The organism is Chryseobacterium sp. TQ-BC-N36 (assembly GCF_058382295.1).
Genome location: NZ_CM178175.1, coordinates 4332895 through 4354950, shown reverse-complemented (window position 1 = coordinate 4354950; position 22056 = coordinate 4332895). Strand labels below are relative to the sequence as shown.

Below are 22056 nucleotides of genomic sequence, written 5' to 3'. Positions count from 1 at the left end.
CAAAACTGAAGGACTTTTAGGTTTGTATTATTTTTAGAATCCACCTCCGGATTCACCGAATGTAAATGTAGCTGAAATACCTGCTCTGATCGTAGACAGCGGGAATGCTGTGGAAATCTTATACTTTGAGGTCATCTGTTCGTAGAATACCCTCAGATTCAGATTCTCAGAAACATTGTAGTCTGCTGAAAGTTTGATATTCATCAGTCTTTGCCCTCCTGTCACCTGTGCATCATTCAGCAGGATATTCATAATGGATGTTTTACTGTCTCTTAATGAAATATCTCCTCTGATGTTAAGATCACTTCCTTTTCCTCTTGTTCCTCTTCCTCTGATATTGGCAGTTCCTAATCTGAAGTTTCGTACAATATATCCCAGTCTTACTACATATTCTGTATTGGCATCTTCGGTAAGCGTCTGGTTTACCAATCCCAACACCATCATTCTGGTTCTGTTATACTGTATCCCAAACTGCATATTGTTTCTCATGGTAACATCCACTCCAATAAGCGGCGAGAAAGATTCTACGTATCCTACCTGTGCAAATGTATATGGATTAATCTTATCTCCAGCATTTTTTTTCACATTACCAGCATCATCTACAGTCTGATAGTATCCGTTCGGATTGTCATGATAATCTACATTGCTTTGGATGCCCGTAGCAGTATAGGTCGCGGTATAAGCATGTAAAATATCAAATTTCGTGAACTGTCCGCTGATGATCGGGATATTTTTTAATCCTGAATACGTAATTCTCCAGTTTGGTAAAGGGAATCCTGATTTTTTAGGATTGGTCATCGGAGTCACAGACTTTCCTTCCATAGCTGCTCTAAAGGCAGGAATCAAGACATAGGCATTTCCGATGCTATAATGCTGAGCAAATCCATTGTTATCCAATACAGCTCCCGAACCTCCTAACTGTTGAGAAAGTGCTCTTGCATTTTCTCTGATTGCCTGGTAAACTGCCTGTCCATCTTTAAATGACGTACCAAGAAGCATTGTTGTATTAGAATAGGTTGTCAGTTCACTGGCAAATGTAAAGTCAGGATCCGGAACTCCGTTATTGGTATAATTGAATCCTGTATGTGAGAAGTTACTGTTAAAGGTATGCAATACATTAAGGTCAACTCTTAAATCATTCATAGGCATCACCTGTAAGTCTGCTCTCAATTCTTTGGTAGACATTCTTACGTATGGGTCTGTCATGTAATTGGAGCCACTTACCCATCCGTTTTCCATTACGGTTCTTCTGATATCAGCCTGCGATCCTAAAAGGAACCCGATTGTTGGTCCTCCCAGTGTCTGTCCGTATCCATACCAGTTCGGAGCTGATATTAGCCCCGGAAGCACTGTTCCGTTCGTTTCATTGTAACTTACATTCAGCTGTTTGAAAGAAGTCAGGAAGAATGCTGCACTTTGAAGTGGAGTAAGTCTGTTTTTAAATTTATATTTCTTATACCTGTATCTGTTCTTCTCCCACTGCTTTGAATATACATTATTCAGAGAGTCCATCTCCTGTCTGCGTTTCTGAAGTTTGGCATTGATGTTTTTGAAATAGCTAAACTGGCCGAAGAACTTAGGAAGATCCGCTGAAGCTGTTGCCTGAATAACGTTTGTATTCTGACCAACAGATCCTAAACTTGCCGGCTGATTCGTGTTAGGATCTACAAATCCAAGCAATGAGGTAGATCTTGCTGCCCAGTTATAAGTAAATCCATATCCTACTTCTGCATCAATGAAATCCAGATAAGGCAGATACTGGAACGGCAGTTTATAATTCAGCTGAGCTCTGTGGTTGTACAGTACCGGTCTTCCTGCTCTGAATACGTTTCCGAAGATCGACTTATTATCCATTGAATTTACATCCAGATTATCATTAAGGGTTCTGGTCGCAGAATTGATTTCCAGTTTTAATGATTTTGTGAAATTGAATCCTAATCCGTACTGCCATCCAAAGAAGAAATTTCTGTTTCTAATGGCATCGAAATTACTGTTCATGTCACCATTCAGGATCGCTTCCACATTTCTGAACTCAAGCTCGTTATAATTTCTGTCGATTTCAGTTCTGAAAGAGATTCTTGTAGGTATTGGATTAAAGTTGAATTCCTTCACCCATCTCAGATACTTTGTAGATTTCGCCGTATCACTGATCATTTTGTTGAACGGCTTGATCACCCATGGTTTAAATGTATAGTTGTAATCAATATACCCTCTCAGATACTGTCTGTAGTTTCTTTTGGTATAAATATCTCTGTAATAGTCATCATTATAAACAGCCGTTACAGAAACGTTTTCGATATCATAGAATTTAGGCTTCTTATTTGGATTTACTCTTTCCTTATGCATATTCACAACTCCTATACTTCTCTGTTGAGTATAAGTTCTCGCGACTTTTTTCAGCTGATCTTTATTAGGAGCCTTGCTGAATTCCACATCGGTGTCCAGAGGATTGTATTTCGGATCTTCGATAGTCTGTGAATAAGAATAGTTTAACGGAATTTTCACTCCGGTTTTTTCAGGAAGGAATTTGTCTACATTGATCGCAGTATTAATACTGAATGCTGATTGGGTAGACTGGGTTCTTTCCGCAGGTTTTGAATCGATATTCCCAAAACCAACAGATGTATAGGAAGCATTGGCATTCACGGTAGCCAAATCTCCCATATTAAAGTTTAAGCTGGCATTACCTGCATATCCTCCATCATTCTCAATTTCAGAAAGACGGATTTCATTAACCCAAAGAACTCTTGTTATGGTAGAGTTTGTTCGTGGATCTGCATTTCTTACTCCAATCATAATGGTAGTAATATTTCCTAAACTTGGTCTACCTTTTATATAAATATTTTTATACGGTTCCTGAAAGACAAGATCCATTGTTCTATTCGTGATTGCAACACCCGATTTATCTCTTCTGATTTTAGCATCTACAAAGTTCTGAACATCGAAGTCAACTTCATTTTCCATTGGCCAGATCTCCATTGGAGCTGTAGCAGTGGTAGAAGTAAGCTTCATTGTAGATTCATATTCATAATAGTTATCAGTAGCATCACTTCCAAAACGGATAAAGAATTTTGTCTTAGGATCATAAGTTCCTACATTTAGATCTCTATTTTCCGGATCATGAGCATGTACAAACAGCTTCAGCTTTTTGTATCTTCTCATATCCAATGTTGTATTTTTGAACACCCCTCTTGCCTCAGTTTTAAGATCTTTCACTTTCATGTAAAGTGAAGCCTCATTCTGTCTCTGAGCTCCTGCATTTCCACTCAAAACCTGTCTGTCAATTCCCGGAGGCAATACATATGGAGGCTGGTTCAGTGCATTTTCTTCAATATTTACACTTCCTATTTCAAAATTAGGATCTGTCACAGTCCCCGTTCCTTCTTCCGGATTAGTAACATTTAAACTTGCAATCTTACTGGTATATTTTCTCCAGTCCGACCTTACAAGATCCATTGTTCCGAATCTTAAAGTAGAGGTTTGATCAAATCCTGTCAGCATTAATCTTGCAAATCTCACGTTATTCAATACAGCATCTTCGTGCGTTCCTTCAGCTTTATCATAATTCGCCACAGGAATTCTGAACAAATACCATTTAACATCGGAAGTCTGCCCATTTTGGAATGTTGCCTTTACTGTTTTTACATCTACAATATTATTAGACCCAAGTGATAAACTTGGCTGGTCAAGCTTTATAACATATTGGTTATAGTTTTCAGTCTGATCAAGGTTATAATCTTTGTTGATATCTTCAGCATCCGGAGTTTGTGAAGCTACATTCAGAGAGTTTGCTTCTGAGTTTCCTTCAGGATTTCTGAAGTATTTGTAACGTTCTACAATTGAGGCTGCCTGGCTTCCTGTAAACTTATCAGACATATAAAATACAAAGTCATCTACCGCAGGGTCTGCAATATTGGTCACCGGGTTTACGAATGTATTTCCGAATCTCATGGCTTCCTGATCAGAGGTAAGACCATCATATCCGGCATCCTGTATTCTTCTGTCATCTCCTTCTGTAGAAAATGCATATAAAATCGGAGGCTGTTTTGGCTGAGTTCCCCAGTTTGAATTCGTAGTGGAAGAAGGGGTCCCCGGCGTTGGCAGTCCGTTTTCATACTGCATTTTTCCATCTTTCAGAACATCTTCGGAAACATTTCCTAAATGAAGTAAAAGCTTTGGATCAGTCCCCAATGTTTTACCATCAGCATAAGGATCCATCATCCAGAATTCAACGTATTCAATGTTTGAAGTAACAAAGTTCGGAACACTGATGGATCTCATAATTCCAGCCCATCTGCTTTGTGCCTGTTCAGTTACCGGATTTACGTTGTATGGTCCTTTCTCTTTAGGGAAATAGGAAATATCGAAAGTATTTGTAAAGGTTTGTTCTCCTGCTACGAAATCTCTGTTGTTATAAATTTCGGAATATTGCACCCTTCTGGAAGCGTGATTGGATACAGACTGTGGTGTAATACCTGCAGGAGCTTTTCCTCCGACACCCCAGAATCTTGGATCGATATTATACCATGTCAGTAATCCTCTTCCGTATCCACTTGTTATATCATCATTTGCCGGCACCGTATTAAATGGTGGCAATGTATTTTTTTCCGGTTTTGAAGCTAGGCTCCATGCTGCCGGTTCTTTTAGTGATATTTTAGAAGTTGTCTGTTCAAAATCGTCAATATAAGACTGGTTATTGGTTCCTTTATTTAGTCCTGGTAATAAGTAGGCCGCTTCCATCTTGAAGTTTAAGTTGGATGGAGCTTCGGTTTTTACCATTGGAATTTTATTGGTAAGTCTTGTAAGATAAGGAGCCTGATTGTTGTACATCAGGTTGATCCCTGCAATGGTATTGTTTACTGCTTCCTGCCCGAAATTTACTTTCTGCGTCAATGGAGATTCGGAGTAATTGATTACTGTTCCACCTAAGATAAAGTTTTCACTGAACCTTCTTTCTAAGTTTAACCCTAAGAATCTTTTTCTTTGGGTATTAAATGTCAGTTGGTTTTCCAGTGAAATATTGATCGCCTGTCCGGACTGCTTTACATTTTCATTGATGATGGTCACCGTTCCCAGCATATAGTCTACGGTATAGTCTACACCTTCCGTAAGCTGTACTCCGTTTGCAGCAACTTTCACCGATCCCTGAGGAACATTTACTGCACCCAAAGAAATACCTTGCCCCTGCACGCCTTTATAACGCCCTTCCATGGTATACCTTTGTGAAAGGTTACTTGAGAGCGCCTGTTGTTTCTGTTTAGTATAAAGATCCTGAAATACATATTGAGGATCACTTGTACCCAACTTTGATTCCAGATATTTACCGAAAGGCTGTACTTTGGTAAAGATGACTCTTCCGGTTTCCGGTCTGATAGTAAGACCATTGACAAAGTCGAAGATACCATCTCCTTTACTTCCGTCTTTATTGTTCTGAATATCGCCATTCATATTAAGGCGGTCCCAGTTAAATAATTTCAGTAAGTTCTGATCTTTTACAGGAGTGTCCGGAAGATAGTTTACCTTACCTCCTGTTTTGGGATCTCTGTAATATACGTTAAGGATAAATCCATCCGGCGCTACCTGTCCGGCGTCAATAGAGTAGATATTCTTCATCATCAGATCCCACATCGGAGACTGAGTGTTTACCTTGTTATTTACTCTCAATACTTTAGTTACCAGTACAGGGCTTTCTTCAGAAAATTCCCCTACTTTGTAGACTTTATTACTTCCGTTAACCGTATAAGAGTATGAAACGGCTAAAAGCTGCTGATCGTTAAGTTTTTGGTTTAATGAAATATATCCAAGTTGCGGCTGAAAAATATATTCATTAGCACTCAGCTTCCTGGCTTTTGTATTGTATATGAACTGTTCTCCGTTGTCATAAGGAGTAGGATCTCCCGGAAGCACTTGTCCCTGGAAAATAGTACCATAATTTTTCCCAGCTTCTCTGGTACCGGCTACTTCTGATACTTTATCATATAATCCGTTCAGAGAGTTATCTGGTAAAGTAGCTCCTCCCGCTGCTTCTCCCAGATCTCTGATACCGATAATGCTTTTCTGGTAAGCCAGGTTACTGTTCCCTTGATCCAATACCCAAACTTCTAATCTGGTGATGTTGATTGTAGAATTAATTTGTGGATAATTAATCAAAGCATCGTCGTACTTATTCAGGAAATAGTGCCCTAAAAAGAAATGCTGATTTTCTTCATAGTCAATAGCATTGACCTTAAAGTTATTCATCACACCACCACCTTGTACTACAATATTTCGAGCTTCACCCTGCTGTTGGGAAAGGACCACTGTTCCGAATGTTTTTCCTAACTGGAATTCTGTTTTCACCCCGAACAATGACTGGGAACCACGGATAAGACTGGTTGAAAGCGGCATGTTTACGTTACCAAACTCAACTCTTTTGATTATTTTATCTTCTCCTCCTTCGTTAGGTTTATCTACATTTCCAAGGCCTTTGCTTTGAAGATCTTTCCAGCTTCCTTTTGCCTGCCAGACAAGATTCATCCTGTTTTCGAAGGCAAAACCACTCTGGGTATCGTAATTGGCCTTTAACTGTAGGTTTTCCCCTACTTTCCCCAATAATCCCAGCTGAATTCTCTGATCTATATCAAAGGTAAAACTGGTTCTGTTTTGCGGCAGGATCATCGGGTTATCTATCTTCTGGTAAAGTCCTGCAAAATCAAGTGATGCGTATCCTGAAGGAATAATTTCAATCTTATTACCTCCGAAGATCGTCTCAAATAATTTGTTGTTGATCATTACCGAAGGGATAAGCCCCTTTCTTCTGGCATCTGATTTGTCTTTTCTGAAAAGGAGGTTATATTTATCAGATTTCTCTTTATAATAAGCTTTTGTCTGGGTGGCGAGCATATATTCTTTATACTCTTCCGGAGACATTGCTGTAGGAGGACCTGTAATGGTATTTCCGATTTTGGGATATACATAGTACATCCCGGTTTTTATATCGTAATAGGCTTCGTACCTTGTAGGGTCGGCCACTTTATATTGTTTTCTTATGATCGCTGTATCTCTCTGTGTCTGTGCCAAAGCACTGACAGACATCAACAGAAACGACAGGAACAAAAATATGTTAAGATGCTTATTATTCGCCACCAAATGTTAAATGTTTTTTAAGATTTGTTTAACCAACTCTTCTACCGAGATGCTTGGATTTTGTTTTATGATTTTATCCGCCATCTTCTCGCTCATTCGTTTAGGAATCCCTAAAACTTCTAATGCAGATAACGATTCTTCCTTAATTTTATTATCCACCATTACAGAAATATTCGAAGCCGGATCGCTGAATTTCTGCACTTTATCTTTAAGATCCACGATAATTCTTTCAGCCGTTTTTGCACCTATTCCTTTTGCTTTTTGGATCAATGCGCTGTTACTGGAAAGTATGGCAGAGGCAATCTCATCAAGACTAAGTGTTGACAGTAAAATAAGTGCTGAAACAGCCCCCACCCCATTAACACTTATTAACAGATTAAACATTTCTTTTTCTGAACGTGTGTTAAAACCGAAAAGAAGATGGGCATCTTCACGGATGATCTGTTGGATAAATAAAAAGGTCTGCTGATTCAAAACCAGCGTCTGTGAGGTCATCAAACTGATTCCCACGTAGTAACCAACTCCTTGCACATTGATGACAGCGTAGGTAGGCGTAAGTTCCTGAACTGTGCCTTGTAAAGAAAATATCATTATTAATTTTTAAAACTCCCAAATATAGCAATTTAAACTAATTAATGTTTTCATTTGACGTACGAATGATTTTTAACTTAAATTTGAAATGAGAATTCAAGGAATTAACAGAAAAACAAAAGACTCCAAAATATGGAGTCTTTTTACTATCTGAATACTGTTTAAAGTATCATTTTTTAAAATAAAAGAAATGAAAACTGATTTACAGTTATACCATAATTTTATGTGTTATTTCTTCTCTCTTCTCTGAGCATCAAGAACAGCAATTGTAGCAAGGTTCACGATCTCGTCTACACTTGAACGCATCTGAAGTACATGTACGGGCTGCTTTAATCCCATTAAGATAGGCCCGATCACCTGGGCAACTTTCATTCCTCTCAGTATCTTGTAAGAAAGGTTGGCACTTTCAAGATTTGGGAAAATGAATGTATTCGCCGGAGTTGTTCCTAATTTTGAGAATGGATAATCACTCAGATGGTCTGCATTCATTGCAAAATCCGGCTGAATTTCACCATCCACAACCATTTTCGGATATTTTTCATGAAGAATTCCTACTGCTTTCGCAACTTTCTTGGAAGTTTCGGAGATGGCAGCAAAATTTTCAAATCCAAGCATTGCGATTCTTGGTTCAATAGCAAAAGATTTTACTGTAAATTCTGCCATTTTAGCAATATTCACCAGGTCTTCTGCTGTTGGGTTCTGATTGATGGAAGTATCTGCAAAGAAGATAGGCTTCTTTTCAGACAGGATCATCATCATAGCCGCTACTTTGTCTACTCCTTTATCTTTTTCAATAACTTCTAAAACAGGACGTAAAACGGAAGTGTAGTTTTTAGAGAACCCAACGATAAGACCATCCGTATCACCATGTCTAAGCATCAAAGGTCCGAAATAATCTCTCTGACGAACATATCTTTTAGCTTTGTACTCGTTCATTCCTTTTCTCTGACGAAGTTTCCAAAGAGTTTCTCTGTATTTTTTTCTGTTTTCTTTCTGATCATCATCACTTGGATCAATGATAGGCACATCCAGAGTAATTCCGTAACGTTCCATCTGCTCCTTGATATATTTTTTATCTCCTAAGAGGCTTGGATAAGCAATTCCTTCTTCATAAAGGATCTGAGCAGCTTTCAACACGTTATACTCTTCAGCATTTCCAAGGGTGATTCTTTTCGGATTGGATTTCGCACGGCTCTGCATCATTCTTACCAGTCTTTCATCCCTTCCCATTCTGTCTAAAAGCTGGTGTTCATATTCTTCAAAATCCGTAATGGTTTTTCTTGCAACACCACTTTCAATAGCTGCTTTAGCAACAGCACTTGATACTTTTGTGATCAGTCTGTTATCAAATGGTTTAGGAATGAAATATTCTCTTCCGAACTGCAAACTCTGGACATTGTAAGCTAAAATTACAGCTTCCGGCACCGGTTCTTTTGCAAGGTCTGCAATCGCATGTACAGCAGCCAGTTTCATTGCTTCGTTAATTCCTGTAGCCTGTACATCTAATGCACCACGGAAGATATAAGGGAAACCTAATACGTTGTTCACCTGGTTAGGATAATCACTTCTTCCTGTTGCCATGATTACATCTTTACGGGTTTCAATGGCAAGGTCATAAGCAATTTCCGGATCAGGATTAGCCAAAGCGAACACGATAGGATTTTCGTTCATGCTCAACAGCATTTCCGGAGTCATCACGTTTCCTTTTGACAATCCGACAAAAACATCAGATCCTTTTACAGCATCTTCTAACGTTTCAATATCGGTCTGAGCAATGAAGTCCAGTTTTTCCGGAGTCAGGTTTTCCCTTTTATGATTGATCACCCCTTTACTGTCGCACATCAGGACGTTTTCTTTTTTAAGCCCTAGTGAAATATAAAGTTTGGTACATGCAATAGCTGCAGCACCTGCTCCATTCACCACCATTTTCACATCCTCAATATTCTTATTGGCAATTTGCAAAGAATTGATCAATGCTGCAGCAGAGATAATAGCAGTTCCGTGCTGGTCATCGTGCATCAAAGGAATATTCAATTCCTCTTTCAGTCTTTGTTCTATATAAAAAGCTTCAGGTGCTTTAATATCTTCCAGATTAATTCCCCCGAAAGTAGGCGCAATACCTTTTACGATTTCAATAAATTTATCCGGATCTTTTTCATCAATTTCTATATCAAAAACATTGATGTCTGCAAAGATCTTGAACAAAAGCCCTTTTCCTTCCATTACCGGCTTTGAAGCTTCAGCTCCTATGTCTCCAAGCCCAAGTACAGCAGTACCGTTAGAAATTACTGCAACCAGGTTTCCTTTTCCTGTATAATCATAAACCGTTTCCGGCTTATCATGAATTTCCATACACGGAACCGCTACCCCCGGAGAATATGCCAGAGATAAATCTCTTTGAGAAGAGTGCGGTTTTGATGGGATTACTTCAATTTTTCCTTTGGGTTCTGCTTTATGATAATCCAGTGCGGCCTGGCTAAAGTTCTTTTCGTCACGATTGTTGTTACTTGACATAAAATTTTGTTTTTTGTTAAAGTATATATTTAATGTGGTAATCTACTAAGCTTTCAATTGGTTTCTGTACAACATGTCCCACATTTAAATTAAGTTCTGCAGCTACAGAACGTAGTGTGTTTTCATAATAATAGGCAATAGAACCGATGAAATTAATCTCGGCATCATATGCTTCCTCATAAGGGAGAACCTGGTATTCAAAGAAGTTTTTCATTTCGTCAAAAACCATATCCCTGAAATAAGGATGATCTTTTCTTTCGATTACAAATTTGGTAAAATTTGCCAGATATGCATTAGGTCTTGGAGTATGATACATATTTTTCAACGCATCTTCCACGGTAAGCTGATAATCTGCTTCAAATTCGGCGTGAAGGTCTGAAGGTAATTTTTTCATGAAATATCTGCGTACCAATTGCTTCCCGATAGCACTACCACTTCCCTCATCACCGATCAGGAATCCCAGTGAAGGCAATTCTATCTTCACGTTTTTACCGTCAAAAAAACAGGAATTTGATCCTGTGCCAAGAATACACACGATAGCAGGCTTCCCACTGTAAGCAGCATAGGCAGCGGCCATAAGGTCTTCCTTCACAATAATCTCAGCTTTTCCAAAAACCTTTTTCAATTCTTCTTCTATGGTTTCGCAGTTTTTTTTCACTCCGCATCCTGAACCATAAAAAAATACCTTGGTAATTGAGTTTTTAACGGATATCAGATTGCTATTTTTCTGTATCTCAGGAGCGATAAGTTCTCTGTTGATGAAATTCGGATTGAACCCGATTGTTTCTGTTTTCAGAAAAACTTTCTTAAAGTCATCAAGTATTACCCAATCCGATTTAGTAGAACCACTATCTACAATAGCAACCATATTTTAGATTTTAATTTAAGGGTGCTAAATTATGAATTTATCTTCAATTAGCATTTAAAAACAATCTGGAAGCTGTCTAAAATCATTAATGCTTGATCTGTGTTTTTTTTTCGTTGAACTGTAAAAGCCAATCTTCTATTTCATCTTCCAGATAAGAAGTCTGCAATGCCATTGCATTGATAAAATCGTCAGGTACCGGCTCCCCAGTGGAGTTTTCAAGATTCCACAGTTCATTTGACATATTTTCATATTCAGAATACACTCTTTTGAAGCGGGAATTTTCTTTCTCAAGGGCCTCAATATTTTTCTGTTGAAGCTGGAATTTTCTGTATTTGTTTTGACGTTTCATACAAATATTATTAATAATTGGGTCATAAAATATTGGAGTATATGCGCTTAACCACGCACTACAAGATAGAAAAAACCATCAACACAAGGAGTTGAAAATGAATTTATTATCAGGTCTTTATTACATCATTCTGAATATTAAAATTAGACATATTTTTTATTAAAAAAAATATTTTAACAACTTTTTTCAGTGTTTAACATATAGTTATAAATTTGCATATTCATATTGTGAAGCGATCTAATAGTTGGGGTTATAAAACCGGCATTACCGCTAGAAATCCGGTAAGATGTTTATCTGATGAATGATACGTCATTACAGTACGTCATACAATATGTACAAACATTTAGTTTTTATACTCATTAAATGAAAGAAATACTCTTACGCCAGAAACAGGTTTTGTTCTTCATCATTGCCGGAGGACTGAGTGCCATTGTAGAAATCGGCAGCTTTAAGATTTTCAGCACCTATCTTCCGCATTTCTTTGCCAAGGAGACCAACTTTTATGGGATACATTATCCTCTGAGTAATATTTTTTCTACAAGCTGTGGGATTATTACCAATTATTTTCTGAGTATCTGGTTTGTATTTGAAAGAGGAAAGCATTCAAAGAGAAAGGAGTTTGCTTATTTTATGGTGGTATCTTTTTTTTCGACCCTGCTCAGCTTAGGCTTTTTTCAGGTATTTTACAGTTTCATATTTAAAGATAATATCAATTTATTTTTTTATACCTTAAGCCCGGAAATGATCAGCAAAATTGCAGCAATATTGCTGGTTTCCATTCTGAATTATTCGGTAAAAAAGAAAGTAATTTTTAACGGTTAAGTGGTGACAAAAATATTAAACTATCTCTGGAGATTCTGGCTGCTGCTGTTGGCATTTTTTCTGACCGTTACCATCGGAATCCCGGTCTATATTTTATCTTTTAATAAAAAACATTATAAATATGGCTATAAACTGGTCAGAATATGGTGTTTCGGAATGTTCTACGGAATGGGTTTCAGATACGATCTTATTAAACTTTCTCCCCAGGAAAAAGACAAAAATATACCGTATGTTTTTATCTCCAATCATACCTCCATCATGGATATTATGCTTGTCTGCATTTTGTTTCCTCATCATCCGATATGTTTTGTAGGAAAAAAAGAACTGGTAAAGATTCCTATTTTCGGAACTATATATAAAAGGATATGTGTAATGGTAGACAGGGCGAGTGCAAGAAGCCGTGCCGATGTATACCGCAGATGCGCTGAAAAGATGGAGGAGGGCAATAGTATTGCCATTTTTCCGGAAGGCGGCGTACCTGACGACACTTCTGTGATCCTGGATGATTTTAAGGATGGCGCTTTTATGCTGTCCTCAAAACATCAGTCTCCTATCGCTGTTTATACCTTTATAGGACTTAAGGAAATGTTCCCGTTTGATAATTCAAAAGGCTATCCCGGAAGAGTAAAGGTATATTTCAATGGAATTATAGAGCCTGCTGATTCGCCAAAAGACCTGAAGGCAGAGGCTTATGCGGAAATAAAAAAAACTTTAATCCAGTATTCCGTTGAAAGTAAATAGCTATATTTGTTTGTGAAATCTATAATAAATATGTCAAATTATTCTAAACAAACCAATTGGGCTCAATTCATTCCGTTGGTTACGGTATTCTTCTTTTGGGGATTTGTAGCAGCCAGTAATGATATTCTGATCCCGGTTTTTCAAAAAGCCTTCAACTTATCACAAACTGAAAGTATGCTGGTACAGATATGCTTTTATGTCGCATACACTGTAGGTTCCTTAATTTATATGGTCGTATCAAAGAGCCTGAAACAGGACTTGATCAATAAAATCGGGTATAAAAATGGTCTTATTGTAGGACTTTTGATTTCCGCATTGGGAACTCTATTGTTCTACCCTGCAGCCAATATGCATTCTTTCCCTTTAATGATCTCCGGATTATTTATTGTAGGTTTAGGTTTTTCCCTTCAGCAGATTGTTGCCAACCCTCTTGCTATTGAGGTAGGTCCTACGGAAACGGGATCACAAAGGTTAACCATGGCCGGAGGAATCAATAACTTAGGAACTACTATTGGGCCGCTTATTGTTTCATTTGCCATTTTCGGTTCTGCAAGCGCAGCCAATACAGAAGCAAGTGTTGAAAGCGTAAAAGTGCCTTATCTTATACTAGGAGCAGCTTTTGCTCTTGTCGCTTTAATGCTTAAATTCTCTTCACTTCCTGCTATCACTCCAACAAACACAGAAAATACTGATGATGTGACGCCGGGAGAGCACAGGACTTCTGCATTCCAGTATCCTCAATTGGTTATGGGAATGATCGCTATCTTCGTTTATGTAGGGGTAGAAGTTTCTACAGCAAGTAACCTTCCTGCTTATATGGAAAAAAGTCTTGGATTTGAAACAAAAGAAGTAGCCCCTTATATCTCATTATATTGGGCATCATTAATGATTGGCCGATGGACAGGAGCTGTCGAAGCATTTGATGTGAATGCCGGATTCAAAAAGATCTTAAGGTTCTTAGCTCCTTATCTGGCGTTTGGTGTATTTTTATTCGTAAATGCTATTGCCAACCACGATCTGTCTCCGTTCTATGTATACGGATTTATCATTATCGCAATGATCATTTGTGATATCTTAAGCAAAGGAAACCCAGCGAGAATGCTTTTAATTTTCTCAATAGCAGGAATTGCAGCATTACTTATTGGGATGGGAACGACCGGAATGGTATCCGTATATGCATTTACCAGCGTAGGCCTTTTCTGTTCCACTTTATGGCCATGTATTTTTGCACTTGCAATCAACGGGCTTGGAAAACATACCAACCAGGGTTCGGGATATCTTATCATGATGATTATGGGTGGAGGTATTGTAAGCTTTATACAGGGCTATATTGCCGATATCACAAACATTCACTTCAGCTATATCGTAGGAGTTGTTTGTTTTGCTTATCTTGCATTCTATGCGATCCGTGTAAGTGGAATCTTAAAAGCCCAGGGCATTGATCTTGATAAAATATCTAAAGGTGGTGGTCATTAACAGAACAAAAACAATATATAAGAAGAAAAGATTTTGGGCAGGTGTATTACTTGCCCAATTTCTTTTGTTTTATGGTTTCTCAAAATCCAGGATAATGATTTCTTTTTTTGAGAACTTTTTCGAACTACAGAAAGAAATACACCAGATATTATTCAGCTGGGTTCCCTTTTCTGTAGGTGATTTGATGTATATTGTATTAAGCATTTTCCTTTTATATTATTTAACTTCTTTATTCAGGAGGAAGCGAAGGAATGATTCGATGGTGAAAATCCTGATTATCATCAATGTTTTTTATTTCATTTATCAGATGTTTTGGGGAATGCTGTATTTCCAGACTCCGATCCTTAAAAAGCTTTCAAGCCAGGATGAGCCTAATGTAGACAAGGCAAAAAAACTGGCTCTTATCTATCTTGAAAAATGTAAGGCGACCCGGCAGGCTGTTCATGAAAATAGGCAGGGAGTTTTTATCATCACCAATCTTTCCTCCATACAAAAGGAAATCCTCAGCCAACAGGCAAAATTACCACCTTATATTTCGGATAAAAAAACCACTCAGATACTGGACATCAAGCCCAGCTTATTCAAAAACATTATGAGTTTTACCGGCATTCTCGGATATTACAATCCATTTACCGCTGAAGCTCAGTATAACTCTGAATTGCCATCTACTTTCATACCTTTCACAACAGCCCACGAAAGTTCTCATCAATTGGGTTTTGCAAGAGAGCAGGAAGCCAATTTTGTGGGATATTTGATAGGAATTAACTCCAGCAATCCGGAGTTGAGATACAGTACAGAATTTTTCACTTTAAAAAGTCTTTTAAGGTTCATTGTAGAGGAAGACCCAGAGTTTGTAAAAGCTATTCTTCATCATTATTCTCCCGCTATGAAAAGGGACCGTGCTTTTGAAAAGAACTTCGTTTACAGTCATCAGGGCTGGCTGGATGATTTCTTTGGATTCACCAATAACCTGTTTCTAAAGAGTAACCAGCAGGAAGGTTCCGTTACTTATTCTTACTTTATAGATCTCCTCTTAAACTACGAAAAATAGATATAAAAAAGAATCGTATCAGGCGATACGATTCTAAAAACACAAATGATGAAAAAAAATTTATTACCTTGACTTGTTCCCTCATTCAAGGCGATGTAAAAGTACGACATATTTTATAAATACAAAAACATTTCTACCCTTTTTTAAAACTTTATGAAAACTTTATGATTTTTTAAGTTTTTTTGAGTTCATTCCATAATATCATAAATCGTATCAAACATGGGTTTTCAATATACAAACCGATGTCAAATCTCATGTAACCTATAAAAAATTTAAAAAATAAAACAATTGTTTAAATAAAAAGCATTCTGTTTTTGTTATTTTTTTGACATTTTAAAAATTGGAGTTATCACTTATATTTTAGGGTATATTTCTACAATTTGCCTTCCAAAATTATATGATATTTTATGGTATAAAATGTCTCCATTTTTGTTCATTTTTGTTTCTATAAAATGCACTTCACTTTACATTCTCTTTAAAAACTTAAAAAAGATCAATTACTTGATTTTAAATAAACCCAACTAAGTAAATATTTTTTTAACCTGGGATTCTGAAAAATAAAATACTGAGGATCAAATAAAATCTAACAACAACAGTTTATATCTCACTAATAAAGGAAAATTTTTTTTGTATATTTAAAACATCTGTGTATTTTAGATAAAAATATTAATATGATTTTTGACAAACTAATTAACCACCTTAAACTAGATAAACAGGAATTTATTTTCCAGTTCAACTCACACCCCAATTATCCATCAGCATTGGCTTTTAGTGATACACTCAACTTTATGGGGGTGAAAAATGACGCTTATGAACTGGATAAAGAATACTGGGACGAACTTCCTGAAGAATTCATTGCCATTGTTGAAAATTCATTTTCTCTGGTAAAAAAATCAGGAAGTAATTATTCGGTATATTCAGAAAAAGCAAAAACTTTCGGTAAAGAAGAACTTTATAATAAATCAACAGACTTTGTACTACTCTTTGAGAAAACGGAAAATGCAGAGAGTAAGCTGGCATTCAATTTTAAGCCGGTCCTTTACATAATTTTTGCAGCTGTGCTTGCCTATTCTCTTATAAGCCAAACCATCTATGAAGCCATATTCAATCTTCTCTCATTGGCAGGAGTATATATATCTCTGGAAATTTTCAATCAGAAATTCGGAAATACATCTACTGTGATCGGAAGTATATGCGGGGGCGGAGGTACAGCTGCTAGCCAGACGGCCAATTCATGCGATAAGATTATTAAACAGGATAAAACCAGTATTCTGGGCTTAAAGTTTGCCGATTTTTCCCTGATCTATTTTACAGGACTTACAGTTTTAGGTTTATTTTTACCTGCTACAGCCTATATTGTAAAAGGATTCACTTTCGTTTCTGTACTGGCGATAGGATACTCTTTATATATTCAGGCATTCGTAGAAAAAACATTTTGTAGGGTATGCCTGCTGATTATTTCAATTCTTGTCGGTCAAATAGTAATAAGCAGTTTGTTTTTCGAGAATCTGTCTTTCAGCGTGGGAGCACTTTTACTCACTGTTATTCTGTGGGCTCTTGTATTCTCTGCCGTTATTTATTTCAACACTCTTCTTGAACAAAAAGAAGCACTCCAAAAATCGAATGCGAAAAATCTCAGATTCAAAAGAAATTATGAGCTTTTCAAAAACCAGATGGAGCAGAATCCAAAAATAGAATTTCAGGATACTGAAACTTTTGCTGTTGGGAAAAGAGATGCCAAACTTCGTATTTCTATTGTTTCCAACCCATATTGTGGTTTCTGTAAAGATGCTCATAAACTGATAGAAGATCTTTTGGAGAAATACCCGGATAATATTTCTTTACAAATGAGATTCAATTACAGTCCTGACAGAGCACCTGAAAAATATACACAGCTTATTTCAGACCTAACTCATATTTATCATAACAAACCTGAAAAAGAGTTTTTACATGCGGTAGAAGAATGGTTTGAAACCAAGGATGAAAGTAAAATTAATGTTCTTGCCGGAGGAAATGTAACTTCAGAAAATTTGAATCCATTAGTAGAGATGTCTAAAGAAAACAGTAATGCAGGATTAAGCTTTACCCCTATCTTCATCATCAATGGATATCAGTTCCCTGACAAGTATGATCGTGAAGATATCGTGTTCTTTATTGATGAATTAATAGAGGATGATGAGATTTAATAATTAAATCTTATTCATTTAAAAATTTCACTATCTTAGGAAAAACAAAATAACCATCTGAAAAGATGTAAAAGAGTAGAAAAACGGTGACAAATGGGACTATTTCCAGTGTACCATTTCATTGAATTATAATTGAATTAAAGCAAAAATGTCGCCATTCACTGGCGGCATTTTAATGAGTAGTAGTTTTGAAAAAAAAATTCCCTTTTTATAAGCAGCCAGACACTAAAGACTGCGGTCCAACCTGTCTTAGGATCGTAAGTAAGTATTATGGTAAAAGCATATCGCTGCAGCAGATTCGTAATCTTTCTGAAACAACACGGGAAGGAAGTAGCCTTCTTGGGCTTAGTGATGCTGCAGAAAACCTTGGATTCCGGTCAATGGGAGTCCAGATCGACTTTAATACTCTCAAAGAAGAAGTCCCTTTCCCCTGTGTGGCACACTGGAATAAAAATCACTTTGTCGTTGTTTATAAAATTGATAAAAATAATAAAGTATATATTTCAGATCCCAGTTACGGACTCATCACCTATACACGGGAAGAGTTCATCAGATCATGGATCGGAGAAAATGCCAATGAAAATACAGAAGAAGGAATTGTTCTGATTCTTGAAACAACTCCTGCATTCTTCCAGACTGAATTTGATGCAGAGGAAAGCAAAGCAAGTTTTACTTTTCTTTCCAAATATCTTCTTAAGTACAAATCACTTGTTATTCAGCTGGCTATAGGACTGTTGGGAGGAAGCTTACTTTCCCTGATATTCCCGTTTCTTACCCAAAGTATCGTAGACGTTGGAATTCAGAACCAGGATATCAATTTTATCTACGTGGTTTTACTGGCACAGATCATGCTTTTTCTGGGAAGAATGGGTATTGAGACCATCCGGAGCTGGATTTTACTTCACCTCTCAGCAAGAATTAACATTTCAATCATCTCCGATTTCTTTATCAAACTGATGAGACTCCCGATAAGCTTTTTTGACACGAGAATGACAGGGGATATCATGCAGAGAATCAATGATCATCACAGGATAGAACAGCTTCTGACAAGTTCTTCACTGAACACGCTATTCTCACTGGTGAATCTTATCATCTTCAGTATTGTATTGTTATTTTATGATTACAGACTTTTCCTCGTTTACCTGGTAGGAGCTGTATTGTATATAGGATGGATCAGCTTTTTCCTGAAAAAAAGAAAAGAACTTGATTATAAAAGATTTTCTCAGGTCTCTCAGGAGCAGAGCAAAGTGATTGAGCTTATCAACGGTATGCAGGAAATTAAAATGCATAATGCTGAAAAACAGAAAAGATGGGATTGGGAATTTCTCCAGGTAAAACTATTCAAAATCCGGATAAAATCTCTTTCATTAGAACAATGGCAGTCTGTTGGAGGTAACTTTATCAATCAGATGAAAGACATTCTGGTAAGTTTCCTTTCAGCAAAGCTGGTTTTAAGTGGAAATCTTACCTTAGGGATGATGCTTTCAGTTCAATACATCATCGGCCAGCTGAACAGCCCTCTTTTGCAGCTTATCGACTTTATCAAACAGACACAGGATGCCAAGATATCCCTGGAAAGATTAGGGGAAATTCATGATAAAGATGATGAGGAAGATAAGAATGAGCAGTATGTTACAGATGTTCCGAAGAAAGATATTGAGATCAGAGATATGTCATTCCGATATATCGGATCAGATGTTCCCGTTTTTGAAAATTTAAGCCTTACAATACCTTATCAGCAGACAACGGCTATTGTGGGTGCCAGCGGGAGTGGCAAAACGACACTGTTAAAATTATTGATGAAGTTCTATGACCCTGACCAGGGTGAAATCAAGATTGGAAGCACCAACATGAAAAATATTTCTCCAAGATACTGGAGAGATCATTGCGGGGTCGTAATGCAGGAAGGCTATGTTTTCAATGATACTATTGCCAATAATATCGCGGTGGGTGAAGATCATATTGATAAACAAAAACTGAGACGTGCCGTAGAAATTGCCAATATCAAAGAATTTATAGAAAGTCTTCCATTGAGTTATAATACAAAAATCGGAAATGAGGGAGTCGGAATAAGTGGAGGCCAGAAACAGAGACTTTTTATTGCAAGAGCAGTTTACAAATCTCCTGAATATATTTTATTTGATGAAGCAACATCCGCGTTGGATGCCAATAATGAGAAAGTAATCATGGAAAACCTTGAGCAGTTCTTCAAAGGTAAAACCGCTGTAGTTATCGCTCACAGACTTTCCACTGTAAGACATGCCGATAAAATTATCGTATTGGATCAAGGAAAGGTTGTAGAAGAAGGAAGCCATGCTGAGCTGGTGGACTTAAGAGGCGAATATTACAGGCTCGTAAGAAATCAGCTTGAGCTGGGAAGCTAGCCAATATAAATCATCATAGCGGAATCCGAAAAGCTTACAGAGTAGGAAAAATAAAAACAAGTAATTAATCATGAAAAATCTTAAAAAACTTTCGAGAAAAGATTTGACATTTGTCAGCGGTGGTGTTATCATCCCGGACAATAACTGCTGTGGATCCTGGTGTCTTGGTAGCTGGGTACCATGCCGCATAAAGCATTTTGAATGCCCGCCGGATGCAGACACTTCGCCACCATCATGGTATGACGGGAACTGCCCAATTATTTAAATTATATTCCCCCTGAAATATTGGGGGAAATTTACCTCAGAACAATGAAAGAAGACGTTTTAGACAATATTGAACTCCGCTCAGAAAGCGTACAGGATATTCTTACCCAGCCTCCGCATTGGATGATCCGTTGGGGAAATACCGTTATATTTATTATTCTACTGCTTATCCTTCTGATGAGCTACATTATAAAGTATCCGGAATTTGTACCGGCTCCTATTATTGTAACTTCTCAGAATCCTCCTGAGAAAATAGAAGCAAGGACCAGTTCTAAAATTGAAAAAATATTCATTAAAGATCATCAGGAAGTCAAAAAAAATGATGTTCTAATGGTCATGCAGTCCGCTGCCAATTACAAAGACATCTTGGAATTGAAGAAACTGATAGATTCTATTACTCCTGATAAATTGTACACCTTTCCTATTGCACAGACTTCCAGATTTAAATTGGGTGAGCTACAAGGTGAATATAACAGTTTTGCAAAAGCATTTCAGGATGAAGCTCTTTTTACCAGATTACAACCATATGCTCCGGAAAACCTGGCAGCGAATCAAAGTATTTCTGAATACAGGGGAAGAATAGCAACCTTAAAACAGCAGAAAAACCTGGAGTCTATAAAATATGATCTGACTAAGAAAAATTTCAACAGATCACAGGAACTTTTTAACCAGGGAGTTATTTCAGCAATGGAACTTGAAAATGAAAAAATTAAATTTCTTCAGGCTCAGCAAAACCTTGAAAATATTAAAATCTCTATATCCCAAATGGATGAAGGCATTTCCAATCTGAATAAAACCAAAAGCGGAACCGCCATTAATACAGAAAAAGACAGAATAACCTATTCTTCACAGACTTTACAGCTTCTTGAACAGCTCCGAAAATCTTTAAAACAATGGGAACTGAATTATCTTGTTATATCATCCACCGACGGTGTTGCCAGTTTTCAGCAGTTTTTTGGCGAAAATCAGTTCGTAAAAGTTGGTGAACCCATTCTTTCCATACTTCCTAAAAATAAAGAGCAGCTGGTAGGCAGAATGTCTGTTCCTACAACAAACTCAGGAAAAATAACCCCGGGTGAAAAAGTACTGATTAAACTTGATAATTACCGGTTCCAGGAATATGGCATCATCGAAGGAAAAGTACAGAATATATCTCTGATTCCCGATGAAAAAGGAAACTATTATGTAGATGTTATTTTACCGAAAGGATTAAAAACAAGTTATAATAAAACACTTATATTCGATAAGGAACTGAGGGGCAGTGCGGAGATTGTAACGCAGGATCTTCGACTGATTGAGAGATTCTTCTATCAGATCAGAAAGCTTCTTGGATATCAGGTTTAATGAACCCGTATAAAAAATAAAAGCCGTCTTACAATCTGTAAAACGGCTTTTTATATATTCTGTTTTTTAAATAACTGGTCCTGCAAATATCTTTGCTTGTTGAGATGGATTATTAGGACACTTTCAGTTTGAGTAAAGTATATGATCATGAAAAATCATTTCCTTCAAAAAAAGGCTGTATGAAAACGAATACAAGGAAATCAACCCATAAATTCATTAAGAAATAAACTATGAAAGAATGTGAGAAGTTGAGAAGTCAAGGATCTGTCTCAATATTATATTTATGGAATTTAAACTAGCGCAAAGTTTTTAGCCTCTTATCTCATATTTTCAAGGGAGCA

General features: G+C 37.1%; 12 protein-coding genes. 7 read left to right on the top strand and 5 right to left on the bottom strand.

Translation table 11 applies throughout. The annotated features are described in order from the left end of the window. Positions 1-33 precede the first annotated feature (33 nt). The 5 genes from sov to AC3FI7_RS19570 all read right to left on the bottom strand — a co-directional run bounded on the left by sov (position 34) and on the right by AC3FI7_RS19570 (position 11447). Entirely contained in the window at positions 34-7074 is a 7041-nt protein-coding gene (gene sov, locus AC3FI7_RS19590) for a T9SS outer membrane translocon Sov/SprA (protein ID WP_491462104.1), read from the bottom strand. 57 nt (positions 7075-7131) lie between these two features. Then, positions 7132-7716, bottom strand: a complete 585-nt coding sequence (gene ruvA / locus AC3FI7_RS19585; RefSeq protein WP_142726082.1) for a Holliday junction branch migration protein RuvA — start codon at positions 7714-7716, stop codon at positions 7132-7134. 228 nt (positions 7717-7944) lie between these two features. Next, on the bottom strand, positions 7945-10230 hold the full coding sequence (locus tag AC3FI7_RS19580; RefSeq protein ID WP_142726083.1) for an NADP-dependent malic enzyme: 2286 nt from the start codon (positions 10228-10230) through the stop codon (positions 7945-7947). A 16-nt stretch (positions 10231-10246) separates the two neighbouring features. Further along, positions 10247-11098, bottom strand: coding sequence for an ATPase (locus tag AC3FI7_RS19575; protein ID WP_142726084.1), 852 nt, complete (start codon positions 11096-11098; stop codon positions 10247-10249). 85 nt (positions 11099-11183) lie between these two features. Further along, positions 11184-11447: a hypothetical protein gene (locus AC3FI7_RS19570; protein ID WP_142726085.1), complete on the bottom strand. Its 264-nt coding sequence runs from the start codon at positions 11445-11447 to the stop codon at positions 11184-11186. A 363-nt stretch (positions 11448-11810) separates the two neighbouring features. On the opposite strand from AC3FI7_RS19570, the gene AC3FI7_RS19565 reads away from it, so the two are divergent. From AC3FI7_RS19565 to AC3FI7_RS19535, 7 genes are all read left to right on the top strand, one after another. Continuing rightward, positions 11811-12269 (top strand): GtrA family protein, encoded by a 459-nt coding sequence (locus tag AC3FI7_RS19565; protein WP_142726086.1) that lies wholly within the window; start codon positions 11811-11813, stop codon positions 12267-12269. Positions 12270-12272: 3 nt separating this feature from the next. After that, a complete protein-coding gene (locus tag AC3FI7_RS19560) occupies positions 12273-13010 on the top strand; it encodes a lysophospholipid acyltransferase family protein (protein WP_142726087.1) in 738 nt (245 codons plus the stop codon). Between the two features lie 30 nt (positions 13011-13040). Then, positions 13041-14486 (top strand): MFS transporter, encoded by a 1446-nt coding sequence (locus AC3FI7_RS19555; protein WP_491460731.1) that lies wholly within the window; start codon positions 13041-13043, stop codon positions 14484-14486. Positions 14487-14577: 91 nt separating this feature from the next. After that, positions 14578-15537 (top strand): DUF3810 domain-containing protein, encoded by a 960-nt coding sequence (locus AC3FI7_RS19550; protein WP_491462103.1) that lies wholly within the window; start codon positions 14578-14580, stop codon positions 15535-15537. A gap of 671 nt (positions 15538-16208) precedes the next feature. After that, entirely contained in the window at positions 16209-17723 is a 1515-nt protein-coding gene (locus AC3FI7_RS19545; RefSeq protein WP_491460730.1) for a thioredoxin domain-containing protein, read from the top strand. 188 nt (positions 17724-17911) lie between these two features. Beyond that, a complete protein-coding gene (locus tag AC3FI7_RS19540) occupies positions 17912-20107 on the top strand; it encodes a peptidase domain-containing ABC transporter (RefSeq protein ID WP_142726091.1) in 2196 nt (731 codons plus the stop codon). Positions 20108-20416: 309 nt separating this feature from the next. Next, on the top strand, positions 20417-21715 hold the full coding sequence (locus tag AC3FI7_RS19535) for an HlyD family secretion protein (RefSeq protein ID WP_142726092.1): 1299 nt from the start codon (positions 20417-20419) through the stop codon (positions 21713-21715). Positions 21716-22056 lie beyond the last annotated feature (341 nt).

Bases quoted from the DNA above. Each gene is read 5' to 3' on its own strand.
- sov (WP_491462104.1), bottom strand. From the start codon at position 7,074: ATGTCTGTCAGTGCTTTGGCACAGACACAGAGAGATACAGCGATCATA.
- ruvA (WP_142726082.1), bottom strand. From the start codon at position 7,716: ATGATATTTTCTTTACAAGGCACAGTTCAGGAACTTACGCCTACCTAC.
- AC3FI7_RS19580 (WP_142726083.1), bottom strand. From the start codon at position 10,230: ATGTCAAGTAACAACAATCGTGACGAAAAGAACTTTAGCCAGGCCGCA.
- AC3FI7_RS19575 (WP_142726084.1), bottom strand. From the start codon at position 11,098: ATGGTTGCTATTGTAGATAGTGGTTCTACTAAATCGGATTGGGTAATA.
- AC3FI7_RS19570 (WP_142726085.1), bottom strand. From the start codon at position 11,447: ATGAAACGTCAAAACAAATACAGAAAATTCCAGCTTCAACAGAAAAAT.
- AC3FI7_RS19565 (WP_142726086.1), top strand. From the start codon at position 11,811: ATGAAAGAAATACTCTTACGCCAGAAACAGGTTTTGTTCTTCATCATT.
- AC3FI7_RS19555 (WP_491460731.1), top strand. From the start codon at position 13,041: ATGTCAAATTATTCTAAACAAACCAATTGGGCTCAATTCATTCCGTTG.
- AC3FI7_RS19545 (WP_491460730.1), top strand. From the start codon at position 16,209: ATGATTTTTGACAAACTAATTAACCACCTTAAACTAGATAAACAGGAA.
- AC3FI7_RS19535 (WP_142726092.1), top strand. From the start codon at position 20,417: ATGAAAGAAGACGTTTTAGACAATATTGAACTCCGCTCAGAAAGCGTA.